This window comes from Cellulomonas sp. S1-8 (genome assembly GCF_026184235.1).
In the GTDB taxonomy this organism is placed as follows: domain Bacteria; phylum Actinomycetota; class Actinomycetes; order Actinomycetales; family Cellulomonadaceae; genus Cellulomonas.
Genome location: NZ_CP110806.1, coordinates 624539 through 638131, shown reverse-complemented (window position 1 = coordinate 638131; position 13593 = coordinate 624539). Strand labels below are relative to the sequence as shown.

The window sequence follows — 13593 nt, the reverse complement described above, 5'->3', positions numbered from 1 at the left end:
CGCGCCGGCGATCCGTCCGGCTCAGCGCGACGTGTGCCGGTACCGCGCGATGGCCAGCGGTGCGAACACCACGAGGATGACGACCACGCAGATCAGCGTGTACAGCACGGGGTTCTGCATGGACCACGCGTCGGGCACGGGTGCCGCGGGGTTGGTGTTGCCGAAGAGCTCGCGGCACGCCTGCGTGAGCGTGGACACCGGGTTCCACTCGACGATCCGTTGCAGCGGCTCCGGGAAGGACTCCAGCGGCACGAACGCGTTCGAGACGAACGTCAGCGGCATGATGACGATGAACGACGCGTTGTTGATGACCTCGACGCTGGGCACGAGCACACCGACCAGGGCCATGATCCAGCTCACCGCGTACGAGAACGCCAGCAGGAGCCCGAACGCCGCGAGGGCGTCGAGGAACGACCCGCGCACCCGCCACCCGACGAGCAGCCCGGTCAGCGCCATGATGGCGAGCGAGAGCACGTTGTACACGACGTCGGACATGGTCCGGCCGGCGAGCACCGCCGACTGCGACATCGGCAGCGAGCGGAACCGGTCGATGATGCCCTTCTGCATGTCCTCCGCGATGCCCGCCCCCGTGAACGTCGCGCCGAACACGACGGTCTGGGCGAAGATCCCCGGGATCAGGAACTCGCGGTAGCTGACGCCGTCCCCGGGGTCGATCGCCCCGCCGAACACGAACGCGAAGAGCAGCACGAACATGATGGGCGAGATGAGGACGGCCACGAGGATCTCGGGGACGCGCACGATCTTGATGAGGTTGCGCTTGGCGACGACGTGCGTGTCGACCAGCGCGCGGCTCAGCGTGCTCATCGGGCCACCTCCGGTGCGGCGTCGTCCTCGGCCGGGCGGCCGGTCAGGGTGAGGAACACGTCGTCCAGGGTCGGGCGTCGCAGGCCCGCCTCGAGGACCGCGACGCCGTCGGCGTCGAGCCGGTCGAGCACGTCACGCAGCGCTCGTGCCCCGTCGACGACGGCGACCGACAGCGCGCGACCGTCACCGTCGGCGTGCACCTCGTCGCCGGCTGCGACCGCGGCCAGCGCCGCGCGCGCGGCCGACGACCCGGCCACGTCGGCCAGCAGCACCTCGACGCGCTCGCCGCCCACCTGCGCCTTGAGCTCGTCGGCCGTGCCGCGCGCGATCGCGCGGCCGTGGTCGATGACGACGATCGCGTCCGCGAGGCGGTCCGCCTCCTCCAGGTACTGCGTGGTGAGCAGCACGGTGGTGCCCTCGCGCACCAGGTCCGTGATGACCTCCCACATCTGCAGCCGGCTGCGGGGGTCGAGGCCCGTCGTCGGCTCGTCGAGCACCACCACGGGAGGCTCGGCGACCAGTGCGCACGCCAGGTCCAGGCGCCGTCGCATGCCGCCGGAGTACGTCTTGGCGGGCCGCCCGCCGGCGTCGGCGAGGTCGAAGCCGCCCAGCAGCACGTCCGCACGGGCGCGCGCGCGTCGGCGCGGGAACCCGTAGAGCCGACCGATCATCTCGAGGTTCTCCGCACCGGTGAGGTTCTCGTCGACCGCCGCGTTCTGGCCGGACAACCCGATGCGGCGTCGCACCTCCTCCGGCGCACGCAGGACGTCCGCGCCCGCCACGCTCGCCGTGCCCTCGTCGGGGCGCAGCAGCGTCGTGAGGATGCGCACCGCGGTCGTCTTGCCCGCGCCGTTGGGTCCCAGCAGGCCCAGCACGGTGCCCTCCGGCACCTCCAGGTCGAGCCCCCGCAGGGCCTCGACCGCGCCGTACCGCTTGACCAGCCCGTGAGCGGTGATGGTGGCCGTCATCGCACTCCTCGCCCGTCGTCGCGTCCGTCGTCGTCCGTCGTCCCCTACCGACCAGCGCCGCACCGCGAACTCGTCGCCCGTACCCCGATCCTGCACCCGCCCACCGACAACGCGCCCCGCATCACGTCGGCACCGGAAAACCCGATGACTCCGGCGGTCGGCCCCGGTCTATCCTCGCGACCCACCCCCCAGCTGCGAAGGCCTCACCATGACGACCTCGACCGACCGCCCCCGCTGGCGGCGGGACGTCACCGTCTTCCTCACCGGTCAGACGTTCTCGCTGCTCGGGTCGATGCTGGTGCAGTACGCGATCCTGTGGCACCTGACGCTCGAGACCCGGTCGGGGACCGTCATGGCCGTCTACGCGGCCGTCGGGTTCCTGCCGCAGGCGGTCGTCTCGGTGTTCGGGGGCGTCTGGGCCGACCGTCTGGACCGGCGGGCCCTCATCATCGGGGCCGACGCGACGATCGCCGCGACCACCCTCGCGCTCGCGCTGCTCATGCTGTCCGGGTACGACGACCTGTGGCTGCTGTACGTGGCCGCCGCGATCCGCTCCGCCGGTGCCGGCATCCAGACCCCCGCGGTCGGTGCGCTGCTCCCCCAGATCGTCCCGACCGACCAGCTGATGCGCGTCAACGGCATCAACGCCACGATCCAGGCCGCGATGATGCTGGTCGCACCTGCGGTCGCCGCGGGCCTGTACGCCTGGGCGTCGATCGAGGCGATCTTCTTCGCCGACGTCGTCACCGCCGTCATCGGCATCGGCATGCTGCTGCTGGTCCCCGTGCCGCGCCTGGTGCGCACCGACCAGGTCGCCGGAGTGCGCGGGTACCTCGCGGACCTCGTCGGCGGCGTGCGCTACGTCGCGACGACGCCGTTCGTGCGGTGGATCCTCGCGATGTGGGGCGTCGTGTTCGTGCTCATCGTCGCTCCGTCGTTCCTCACCCCGCTCATGGTGGTGCGGACGTTCGGCGAGGAGGTGTGGAAGCTCACCGTGAACGAGCTCGCGTTCAGCATCGGCATGACGCTGGGCGGCGTCGTCATCGCGTGGTGGGGCGGCATGCGCAACCGCGTGCACATGGTGGTCCTGACGACCGGTGTGTTCGGCGTGCTCAACGTGGGGCTGGGACTGTCGACGAACATGTGGGTGTTCTTCGTGTTCATGTTCCTCATCGGCCTGGGCGTGCCGTTCTTCTCGACGCCGACGATGACGGTCCTGCAGGAGCGGGTCGAACCCGAGCGGCAGGGCCGCGTCTTCGGGTTCGTCGGCATCGTCATGGCCGTCGCGATGCCGCTGGGCATGGCCGTGTTCGGCCCCTTGGCCGACCGGTTCACGGTGCAGTCGCTGCTGGTCGCCGCGGGCATCGCGCTCATGCTCGTCGTCGTCGCGGGCGTCGCGCTGCCGTCCGGACGACGCGCGATGGCGGAGGCCGAGGCCCCCGCCCCGCAGGACGGCACGCAGGACGACCCCGCGCTCCAGGACGGACCGGCGCCGCAGGACGCCGACGCGGGCGCGCTGACCGGCGCGGTGCAGGACGAACCTCTCGAGGACGAACCCGCCCCCCGCCCCTGACCCGTCCCGTCACCCCCGGGCGCGAGAGAGCAATCCAGCCCCACCCCCGGGCGCGAGAAAGCAATCCAGCACCACCCCGGGCGCGAGAGAGCAATCCAGCCCCACCCCCGGGCGCGAGAGAGCAATCCAGCACCAGGTGCTGGGCCGGGGGTCAGCCGGCGAGGCCGGCGCGGTCACCGGCGCCGCGGCCAGCGGTGCCGCAGCACCAGGAGCGCCCCGCCGGCCAGGATCAGCCCGAGCGCGGTCGGGACGATCCAGGGCTCCGAGAAGCCCGTCCTGGGCAGCGTCCCGCCGGCCCAGGCCACGCCCTCGCGGGGCGAGCCGCCGCGAGGGCGGGCCGGGCCGTCGGCGGGGCCGCCCGGCGCCGCGCCGGGGCCCGGGTCGTTGGGGCCCGGGTCGGTGGGGCCGGGATCGGTGGGGCCCGGATCGGTGGGGCCGGGGTCGGTGGGGCCGGGGTCCGGCGGGTCGGTCGGCTCCGGCTCCGGCGCGAGCTGGACGATCGGCCCTCCGCCCAGCCACGCCATGCTCTCCGTGCCCTCGGCGAAGGTGCCCAGGGCGTCGCCGGTCGGGGCGGCGAGTGGCACGCTGACCGCCTCGTGGACCGAGGACTGCACGGTCGTCGGCAGGGTCGGGTGCTCCTGCTGGAACTGCTCCGCGGGCATCGCCTCACGTGGCGTGTCCGGGAGGGTGACCCCGCCGACGATGTCGATCCAGTACTCCATGTCCCCGTGGGTCCACTCGTACCGGAAGAGCGGTGTGCTCAGCTCCTCGATGTACGTGTCGAAGACGTCCTGCGGGTCCCACGCGGTACGCGCCGGCCACTGCGACACGTCGCCGGAGCCGATGACGTCGTGGAACACGCCCGGGCGCTCGGCGTCACGCTCCTTGAGCCACTGGGCGGCCACCCGCGAGGTGTACACGCGACGAAGGTCTGCGTACTCCGGGGCGGTGTTCACCCGCTGCTCCAGCAGCGGCGCGAACGTGTCGGCGATCCGCTGCGTGTTGCGGTCCACGATGTCCTGGGGCGCGTCCTCGCAGAGGTCCTCACCCTGTCCCGGCGGGCGCCAGTCGATGTCCATCGGCTCGTACCTGGCCGCCAGGGGCGCGTCCAGGATGTAGAGCTGGTCGCCGTCCTCGCGGACGGTGGCCGGCTTGGGCTCGACCCACATCCGGTAGGACCCGTGGCAGATCAGGCCCTCCGAGGTGCGCTCCATCGAGTCCCAGAACGCCTGGCCGTGCTCTGTCCCCGGGTCCATGTACTCGTTCTGCGTCTCCTTGAAACGCAGGTCCGCCTGCAGCAGCACGCGCCCCGCGTCCGTGGTCGCGAACTGCGGGTCGATGATGGACTCCGGCGTGTCCGGGTTGAGGTTGACCCAGAACTGGGCCTGGTCCAGAGCCAGCCAGGTGAACAGCGCGTCCGACGAGAGGTCGAGCGCAGCCTCTCCCCCGAATCCCGGCTCGGCCTCGCCGTCGTCCGGCAGCTCCGCGGCGGAGAACGCGTACCCGAAGTCCTTGGTCTGCGGGTTGTCGGACACGTAGTGGAGCTCGAGCGAGGTCCAGTCGATACCGCCCGGACGCCGGGAACCGAAGCCCTGGCGGCGCTGGTCGTTCGAGAAGTCCTCCGCGAGGCGCCGCGCCTCGCGGGCGTCGGCCGCCGTCCGTCCGGAACGCGAGGCGAGGTCCTTGGCGGACCCGCCGGTCGGCTTGTTCGGGTCGGGGTTCATGGCCGTGTTGGCCGGCTTCGCCGGCGGGTTCTGCAGGCGGGCGTTGGACTCCAGCACGACGTACTTGACCCCGTGCTGGTTCATCAGCCGGATCTGGCCGGGGAGCGGCTCCTGGCTGAAGACGTAGTACACCCTCCAGCTCGAGCCCCGCATCAGGGCCTGATCAGCCTTGAGCTGCTCCAGCTTGAGGGGTGAGCCACCGGACTTGAGCTCGAAGGCGACCTCCTTCGCCCGGTTGACGGAGTCGTACCGGCGCTCGTAACCGAGACCCTTCTCGTTCCAGAGCTTGGTGTCCTCGCAGATCCAGTCCGGTCCGCTGAGCTTGAGGCGCCGCCCGACGTTGCGGTGGAACCCGTCACCCCGCGAGTCGTTGGCCATGTTCGGGATGTACGTGTTGCGCCAGCGCTCCCAGTCCCACTCGCCGCCGTTGTTCTGGTACTCCTTCCAGCGACGGAGCATGTGGTCCTCGGTCCCGGCGGGGAAGCTCTTGTACTCGCCCTGCAGCGCGTTGAGCTCCGCCGGGGTGGGTGCCACGCGATTCCTGAAAGCCTCGGAGGAGTTCTCGTAGGTGTAGTCCGGGATCTTCTCCTTGTGCCCGGCCGGCACGTTCTTGCCGCCGGGCAGGTCGTCGTCCCCCGCCGTGCCGTCGATGCCGTCGATCAGCTCGTCGCACCGGACGTCGAAGCGGGGCGCGGCCTCCACCTCGCCGACGGGGACGAGCACGCCCGGGACGGCGAGCAGGAACCCGGTGGCGAGGACGAGCAGGCGGCGGAGCCGCTCTCGACGCCTCTGCTGCGTGCGCGGCTGGTCCTGGCGTGACACGTCCATCTGGGGCCCCCTCAGACCAGCGACGACGCAAACCCCGCCAGATTGTCCCAATTAGCACAGAAGGGTCAAGCATTAACCCGTGGACGCTTCACCCGCAGGCGGGAGACGGCCGCCCGTGACGCGACGGCACGCCGGACGAGCCATGCCGCAGGACGGCCCGGCACCCCAGGACGCCCTCGGGGACCGCTGACCGACGCGGTGCAGGCCGAACCTCTCGAGGACGAAGCGCCGCCTGCCCCTGACCCCTCACACCCCATGCGCGAGAGAGCAATCCAGCACCAGTGGTCACGACCCCCCGGGGGGGCTGGAACGACGCGTCGGCGTGCTGGATTGCTCTCTCACCACCAGGTGGGAGTGCAGGCGCGACTTCTCGGTGTGCTGGATTGCTCTCTCACCACCAGGTGGGAGAGCGATCAGCACCGGGCCGGGGCTCGGCGTCAGCCGGCGAGGCGGGCGCGGACCAGCGTCGACAGCGCCTTGCCGTCCGCGCGGCCCTGCGCCCGGGCGCCCGCCTCCTTCATGACCGTGCCCATGTCCTTGAGGCTCGACGCCCCGGTGTCGGCGACGACGGCGTCGACCAGCGCGGCGAGCTCGTCGTCGGTGAGGCGCGTCGGCAGGTACCCGTCGACGATGTCCGCCTCGGCGGTCTCCGTCGCGGCACGCTCGGGGGCGCCCGCGTCGGTGTAGATCTGCGCGGACTCGCGGCGCTTCTTCGACTCGCGGGCCAGGACCTGCAGGATCTCGTCCTCCGTGAGCTCGCGCTCGACCGTGCCGGCCTTCGCCTCGTGGCGCACGGCGCCGATGACCTGGCGCAGGGTGCTGGTGCGCAGGGTGTCGCGTGCCTTGAGGGACGTGGTCAGGTCGGCGGTCAGGCGGTCGAGGGTGCTCATGGGTCCATCCTCGCGACGATCCGGCCGGAGCGCCCGCTGTTTGACCGACCCCCCGCTGGCCGATCCGTGAGACGGCCCGTCATCGAGACCGTGCTGAGTCACCGTCAGAGGGCCCTTTCGACGACTCGGCACGGTCTCGACGAGCATGCATCTCACGCCTCAGGACGGCCGACGCTCCGCCGTCCTCGCCGGCGCGCGCAGGCGGCTGACGCGACCCCGTGCGGGGGTTTGCGCCGCGGCCCACCGGTCACCTAAGTTCTGCCACGGGTCAGGACACGGCCCTCCGGACGACGACATCCGAAGGCCAACGACGTGTCCACGACGAGTCAGGACCTGCCGGTCCCTCCCCGCCCCACCACCGCACGTCTGCGCCTGCAGGCCGACGGCACCTGGTGGTGGTCGGACGCGTGCTTCCTCCTGCACGGCTTCGCCGTGGGTGAGGTCGTGCCCACGACCGAGCTCGTGCTGGCGCACGTCCACCCCGAGGACCGCGACACCTGGTGGGAGACGCTGCGGTCCGCGTCCGGCGACGGCGCGCACGCCATCGTCCGCCTGCGTGACGCGGCGGGCCGCCCGCTCCAGGTCGTCGGCGTGGCCCGGCGCACCGACGACGCCGCGGTGGACGTGCTGCTCGTCGACCTCACCCGCGTCGTCGCCGCCGAGGGCGGGCGCCTGGCGACCGAGCAGATCACCGCTGCCGCGGCGTCACGCGCGACGATCGAGCAGGCCACCGGTGTCGCCGCCGCCGCGTACGGGCTCGACGTCGACGCGGCGTTCACGCTGCTGCGCACGGCGTCGATGCACCGCAACGTCAACCTGCGTGCGATCGCGCAGCAGGTCGTCGACCACGTCGCAGCCCGTGGTGGCGCCACCGTCGAGCCGCTGGCCGGCGACGTCGCGCTGCTGCTGGGCAAGGCGCGCCCGCAGCAGGCGCGCCGAGACCCTCCATGAGGCGGCGACCGCGCGACGCACCGGGCGCCGGGTCCGCGTCGCCCGCCGGCGACGTCGTGCTGGGCCGTGGGCCGCGGGCGTTGCTCGTGCTGCGCGGTGAGGTCGACGCGGCCCTGGTCGACGACGCCCTCCTGCAGCGCGTCGCGGCGGCCGCGCGCGGGGGCCTGGACGTCGACGTGTCGGGCGTGACGTTCCTCGACGCGCGCGGGCTGGCCCTGCTGCTCATGGCCCTCGGGCACCTGGACGGGCAGCTCGGCAGGATCGTGGGGCCCGTCCCGGAGCCGGTGCGACGTGTCGCCGACGCGGTCGGCGTGCGGCTCGGCGGCTGACCGGCTCGGCGGCTGACCGGCTCGGCAGCTGACCGGCTCGGCAGCTGACCCGCTCAGCGGCACCCGCTCGGCGGCGGACGCCCCGCAGGGCCCCGCGGTCGTCACGTGACCGCGGGGCCCTGCGCCGGTCGTGCACCGGGACCGGCCGGGACGGGCTCGGCCCGGCTCGGCCCGGCTCGGCCCGGCTCGCGCGGACCTGTCAGAGCACCCAGCGCTGGTTCGCGCCGCCGTGGCAGGTCCAGATGATGACGCGCTGACCGTCGCGCAGCGGCAGGCCGTCGCGGGCGTCGAGGCACTTGCCGGACTGCGGGTTGCGCAGCGCGCCGGTCGACGCGTCGAACGTCCACCGCTGCGCCTTGGTGCCGTTGCAGGTCCACAGCTGGACCTGCGTGCCGGCCTTGGTGCCGCCGCCCGCCACGTCGAGGCACTTGCCCAGCGCGCGCACGGTGCCGTCCGTGCCGCGCGTCCAGTCCTGCGCGGCGTTGCGGTTGCAGTGGACGATCTGGATCGGGTTGCCGTCGTGCGTCTTCGCCCACGGGACGTCGAGGCACAGGGTGCCGTCGGCGCGGATGGTGCCCGTGCCGGTGGGCAGAGGGCCGGGGGCGGCGGTGGGGGTCGCGGACGGCGTCGGGGTGGCCGACGGCTTCGGCGTGGCGGACGGCTTCGGGGTGGCCGAGGGCGTCGCGGACGGCGTCGGGGTGGCGGACGGCTTCGGCGTCGTCGAGGGCGTCGGCGTCGCGGTGGGGCGGGGCGGCGTCGTCGGCGTGGGCGACACCGTCGGGTTCGACCCGTTGTCCGTCACGCGGATCCAGTCGACCTTCATCGCCTGCGGGAAGGTCGTCGTCGCGTCGGGGTAGCCGGGCCACTCGCCGCCGACGGCGACGTTGAGCAGCAGGTAGAACGGCGCGTCGAAGAGCCACGGGTTGGCGCCCACGTCGGCGCGCGTGACGCGGTGGAACTGCTGGCCGTCGACGAGCCAGGTGATCTCGCCGGGCTTCCAGTCGATCGCGTAGGTGTGGAACCCGTCGGCGAAGTCCTGGTTCTGCGGGTGCCGGTACGCGCCGCTGATGCCGCCCGCGCCGAGGTAGCCGGGGCCGTGGACCGTGCCGTAGACGTAGTTCGGCTCCTTGCCGACGTACTCCATGATGTCGATCTCGCCCGTCGCGGGCCACGTCGCGTTGTTGTCGCCGAGCATCCAGAACGCGGGCCAGATCCCCTGCCCCTCCGGCAGGTCGATGCGTGCCTCGATGCGCCCGTACGTCAGGGCGACCTTGCCCTTGGTGGTCAGCCGGGACGACGTGTACGAGCCGTCGGCCTGCTTGCGGGCGGTGAGGACGAGGTTGCCGGCACCGTCGAGCGCGGAGTTGTCGCGGGACGTCGTGTAGTTCTGCAGCTCGGCGTTGCCCCAGCCGTTGGCGCCGGTGTCGAAGCGCCACTGGGTGGTGTCGGGGGACGTGCCGGCGGGTCCGTCGAACTCCTGGGACCACAGGACGTCGCCGACGGCCGCGGGTGCGGCACCGCCGGGCAGGGCGGCTGCGGGGGCCGCGGCGGCGGCGAGGACGGGGGCGGTGAGCACGACGGCCGCGAGGGCTGCGGAGAGCAGCCGGGTGCGACCGGGACGGGTGCGGGGGGACATCGAGCCTCCTGACGTCCGGCTCCGGGACGGAACCGGCGGTCGGTGCGGCGACGCCGGCGAGGCAGGCCCCGTTGTTCCCCCCGACCCGCGCCGTTGCGGGCGCCACCACTCACTGACCAATCTGTAAGCGGAGTCTCGACCGTAGTATCGGACGAAACGGACAGTCAACCCACGGGGCGGGCCCCTGGGCCCCGTGCGGGAGGCCGAGGCGCGTCAGCTGCGCTGGACGAACAGGATCTCCGACTCTGCCCCGCCGACCCGCTCGACCATGCTCAGCGCGAGGTCGCGCAGCTTGAGGTTCTGCCGCTGGGACGCCCGCCGCAGCAGGTCCAGCGCGGCGTCCGCCGAGCATCGGTTCTGCGCCATGACGATGCCGATGGCCTGGTCGATGACCGACCGCGACTCCATCGCGGCGCGCAGGTCCGACGTCTCGGTGGCCAGGTCGACCAGCCGCACCGAGTAGTCGAGGATGCGGGAGAGCTCGGCCGCGTACCGCTGGCCGATGACGACGGTCCGGTCGTCCCACTCGATCGGGCTCTCGCAGTACACGTTGAGCGCGACGGTGGTGTCGGCGCCGCCGACCGGGAACGCCGCGCCGCCGGCGAAGCCCTCGGCGAGTGCCGTGCGGGTCCAGTGCGGCCAACGCACCTCGGTGCTCAGGTCGGGTGCCAGCACCGTCAGGGACGTGTCGGCGGCGTCGAGGCAGGGGCCGGCGGCTGCCTCGTACTCGGCCTCGTCGCAGCGCAGCGCGCGCTCCCCGCTCGCCCCGACCGTCCGGTAGGCGCCGTTGCGCCGCAGCGTGACGGACACCTCCGAGGCACCCGCCATGGCGGCCGCCGCGCTGTCGACGACCGCGGTGACGACCTGCTCGACCTGCGTCGCCGCCACCAGCGAGGTGTGCAGACGGGTCATCGTGTCGCCGAGCTGCTCGTCGAGCACGGGGGCCTCCTTGCCGGCGCGCTCCCCGGCCGTCCGGGTGGCGCCGCGATGCGGGTCGTGGATCGCAGATCCAGTGTCCGACGGTAGCCCACCCCGCGGGTGGCCGACCCCCGGAGGGCCGGCCCGCGGGGGCGCCCCACGCGGACCGCGTGGCCACGGGCCGGATCGCCCTCTCACGGGCTGGGTGGGGTGGGGGCTGCTAGCGGGACGCCGCGAGGACGTCGCGCAGCTCGTCGGGCGTCAGCACGACGGGGTTGCCGCGGGTGCTGGACGCCGCGAGCGTGGCGGCCACGACGTCCGGCACGTCGGCCGCGTCCAGGCCCAGCGCGTCGAGGCCGGGCACCGCGAGCGCCTCGACGGTGGCGGCGAGCCAGGCGACGGCGTCGTCCGCGCGCGCCCCGGGCCGCCCGGTGAGGGCGACGGCCGCCGCGTCGTACCGCGCGAGCCCCGGCCCGTCGGGGTCGCGTCGCCGCAGCGCCGCGACGTTGGCCGCCGTCGCGGCGGCGAGGACAGCCGCGCACACCTGCCCGTGCGGTGCGCCGAGCCGCCCGCCGAGCGCCGCCGCGAGCCCGTGCACGACGCCGAGGCGCGCGTTGGCCAGCGCCATGCCGGACAGCAGCGCCGCGACGGCCAGGTCGGTACGCGCGTCGAGGTCGTCACCGTGCGTGTGCACCCGCAGCAGGCTGCGGCCGGCGCGGACCAGACCGTCGTGGGCGAGCGGGTCCGTCAGGGGCGTGGCCTGCGGCGTCGTGAACGCCTCGAGGCACTGCGTGAGGGCGTCCGCCCCCGCGGCCGCCGTGACGTCGGGCGGGCAGCCGAGGGTCAGGACGGGGTCGACCAGGGCCACCGCCGGCAGCATCGCGCGCCCCCGCAGGCTGGCCTTGACTCCCCGGTCGGGGACCCGCACGGGGGCGTTCGCGGTGACCTCGGCGCCGGTCCCGGCCGTCGTCGGCACGGCGACGACGGGCAGCGCGCCGCCCGGCAGCGGCAGCCCGCGTCCGACGACCTCGAGGTGGTCGAGCACGTCCGTCGTGCCGGGTGCGAGCACCGCGACGCACTTGGCGAGGTCCAGCACGGACCCGCCGCCCCAGCCGACGACCACGTCCGGGCGCACCTCCCGGGCGTGCGCGACCGCCGCCCGCACCGCGTCGACGTCCGGCTCGCCGCGCCACCGCCACACCGACGCGTCGCGGCCGGCCGTCAGCGCGTCGACGTCGGCGGAGCGTCCCGCGACGACGAGCACGCGCCCGCCCAGACCTGCGACGAGGTCACCGAGCTGCGCGGCGACACCGGCACCCACGACGATGCGACCGGCGGTGGAGAACGTGGACATGCCCCGAGGCTAGGCCCGCGACCCGCCCGCCGGCCTGACGGTGCAGGTGCGCTTGCCAGTCGGCGGGCACACGCGCGCCGAAGGGCCCTGGGCGCACGCGTCATGTGTGCATGCGTCCCGGATGCGGGCGTGCGCAGCGTTCGGGTCACCTGGTGTCCCGAACGCTGCGCGCCGACGCCGCCGGAAGGCGTCTAGAACACCCAGCGCTGCTGGGGCGTGCCGGAGCAGCTGCGGATGACGACGCGCTGGCCGTCGGTCAGGGCGCCGTCCACCGCCAGGCACCGGCCGGACTGCGGGTTGCGCAGCGCGCGCGTGCCCGCGTCGAACGTCCACTTCTGCGCGCCCGTGCCGTTGCACTGCCACAGCTGGACCCGCGTGCCGTCCGCGGTACCGCCGCCGGCGACGTCGAGGCACTTGCCCAGCGCGCGGATCGTGCCGTCGGACCCGCGGGTCCAGCGCTGCGCGGTGTTGCCGCTGCAGTTGACGACCTGCATCGGGTTGCCGTCGGACGCGTCGGCCCACGGCACGTCGAGGCACAGGCCGCCGTCTGCGCGGAGCGTGCCGACGCCCGTCGGGAGCGCGCCCGCGCCGGTCCCGCCGCCCGTGCCGCCGCCGGTGGCGCCGTTGTCGGTGACGCGGATCCAGTCGACCTTCATCGACTGCGGGAACGTCGTGCTGCCGTCGGGGTAGCCGGGCCACTGCCCGCCGACCGCCACGTTGAGGATGAGGAAGAACGGCTTGTCGAAGACCCAGGCGTTGGACCCGACGCTCGCACGCGTCACGCGGTGGTACTGAACGCCGTCGACGTACCAGGTGATCTCGCCGGGCTTCCGGTCGACCGCGAAGGTGTGGAACGTGTCGGCGAACGACCAGCCCTGCGGGTGCATGGCGCTGCCGGTGATGCCGCCGCCACCCGAGTACCCCGGGCCGTGCACGGTGCCGTGCACCAGGTGCGGCTCCTTGCCGACGTTCTCCATGATGTCGATCTCGCCCGACCCCGGCCACGCGTTGCCGGGGAAGTCGCCGCCGAGCATCCAGAACGCCGGCCAGATGCCCTGGCCACGCGGGATCTGGATGCGCGCCTCGATGCGCCCGTACTGCAGCTCGACCTTGTCGTTGGAGTGCAGGCGGGCGGAGGTGTACGAGCCGTCGGCCTCGCGGCGTGCCGTGATGACGAGGTTGCCCGCGCCGTCGAGCGCGGAGTTGGCGCGCGACGTCGTGTAGTTCTGCAGCTCCGCGTTGCCCCAGCCGTTCGCGCCGACGTCGTGGTTCCACACCGCCGGGTCGGGGGCGGTGCCGGCGGGGCCGTCGAACTCCTGGGACCAGACGACGGCGCCGGGTGCGGCTGCGAGCGCGCCGGTCGCCAGCGTGCCGGTGGCGAGCGGGTCGGCGGCCGCGGTGGTGGCGGCCAGCGTGGTGACGACCAGCGCGGCTGCGGCGACGGCGGCGGTGAGCAGACGGGACGGCCGGTGGCGGGGACGGGGGTGCATGGGGCCTCCTGGCGGGACGGCTCCGGCGATCGCCGGACACGGCCAGGGCGGCGGGCGGGGGTCCGCCGCGTCGCGCGTCGCCGTCGACGCCACCGGTCACTGACAGG

The 13593-nt window shown here is 73.6% G+C and carries 11 protein-coding genes; 3 read left to right on the top strand and 8 right to left on the bottom strand.

Translation table 11 applies throughout. The features are described from left to right. Positions 1–21: 21 nt before the first annotated feature. Together OKX07_RS02995 and OKX07_RS02990 are read right to left on the bottom strand one after the other, a co-directional pair. On the bottom strand, positions 22–825 hold the full coding sequence (locus tag OKX07_RS02995; RefSeq protein WP_265630384.1) for an ABC transporter permease: 804 nt from the start codon (positions 823–825) through the stop codon (positions 22–24). Beyond that, positions 822–1793: an ATP-binding cassette domain-containing protein gene (locus tag OKX07_RS02990; protein ID WP_265630383.1), complete on the bottom strand. Its 972-nt coding sequence runs from the start codon at positions 1791–1793 to the stop codon at positions 822–824. Before OKX07_RS02990 ends, OKX07_RS02995 begins: the two co-directional genes overlap by 4 nt. 208 nt (positions 1794–2001) lie before the next feature. Here OKX07_RS02990 and OKX07_RS02985 point away from each other — a divergent pair, with 208 nt between their 5' ends. Further along, positions 2002–3366 carry an MFS transporter gene (locus OKX07_RS02985; protein ID WP_265630382.1) on the top strand — a complete coding sequence of 455 codons (1365 nt, stop codon included), beginning with the start codon at positions 2002–2004 and terminating at the stop codon, positions 3364–3366. Positions 3367–3539: 173 nt separating this feature from the next. On the opposite strand, the gene OKX07_RS02980 is transcribed toward OKX07_RS02985, so the two are convergent. Together OKX07_RS02980 and OKX07_RS02975 are read right to left on the bottom strand one after the other, a co-directional pair. Beyond that, complete coding sequence (locus tag OKX07_RS02980; RefSeq protein WP_265630381.1) at positions 3540–5918, bottom strand: LPXTG cell wall anchor domain-containing protein; 2379 nt, start codon at positions 5916–5918, stop codon at positions 3540–3542. A 437-nt stretch (positions 5919–6355) separates the two neighbouring features. Continuing rightward, positions 6356–6808 (bottom strand): GatB/YqeY domain-containing protein, encoded by a 453-nt coding sequence (locus OKX07_RS02975; protein ID WP_265630380.1) that lies wholly within the window; start codon positions 6806–6808, stop codon positions 6356–6358. Between the two features lie 312 nt (positions 6809–7120). On the opposite strand from OKX07_RS02975, the gene OKX07_RS02970 reads away from it, so the two are divergent. Both OKX07_RS02970 and OKX07_RS02965 read left to right on the top strand, forming a co-directional pair. Then, the gene (locus tag OKX07_RS02970; protein WP_265630379.1) at positions 7121–7759 is read left to right on the top strand and encodes a PAS and ANTAR domain-containing protein; all 639 of its coding nucleotides are present in this window, start codon (positions 7121–7123) and stop codon (positions 7757–7759) included. Beyond that, positions 7756–8088 (top strand): STAS domain-containing protein, encoded by a 333-nt coding sequence (locus OKX07_RS02965; protein WP_265630378.1) that lies wholly within the window; start codon positions 7756–7758, stop codon positions 8086–8088. The genes OKX07_RS02970 and OKX07_RS02965 overlap by 4 nt, the downstream gene beginning before the upstream one ends. Before the next feature lie 199 nt (positions 8089–8287). Here OKX07_RS02965 and OKX07_RS02960 read toward each other — a convergent pair whose 3' ends face one another. The 4 genes from OKX07_RS02960 to OKX07_RS02945 all read right to left on the bottom strand — a co-directional run bounded on the left by OKX07_RS02960 (position 8288) and on the right by OKX07_RS02945 (position 13486). Further along, positions 8288–9724: a lectin gene (locus tag OKX07_RS02960; RefSeq protein ID WP_265630377.1), complete on the bottom strand. Its 1437-nt coding sequence runs from the start codon at positions 9722–9724 to the stop codon at positions 8288–8290. A gap of 213 nt (positions 9725–9937) precedes the next feature. Continuing rightward, on the bottom strand, positions 9938–10663 hold the full coding sequence (locus OKX07_RS02955; RefSeq protein ID WP_265630376.1) for an ANTAR domain-containing protein: 726 nt from the start codon (positions 10661–10663) through the stop codon (positions 9938–9940). 199 nt (positions 10664–10862) lie between these two features. After that, complete coding sequence (locus OKX07_RS02950; protein WP_265630375.1) at positions 10863–11996, bottom strand: iron-containing alcohol dehydrogenase; 1134 nt, start codon at positions 11994–11996, stop codon at positions 10863–10865. A 191-nt stretch (positions 11997–12187) separates the two neighbouring features. Next, complete coding sequence (locus tag OKX07_RS02945) at positions 12188–13486, bottom strand: ricin-type beta-trefoil lectin domain protein (RefSeq protein WP_265630374.1); 1299 nt, start codon at positions 13484–13486, stop codon at positions 12188–12190. Positions 13487–13593: the final 107 nt, after the last annotated feature.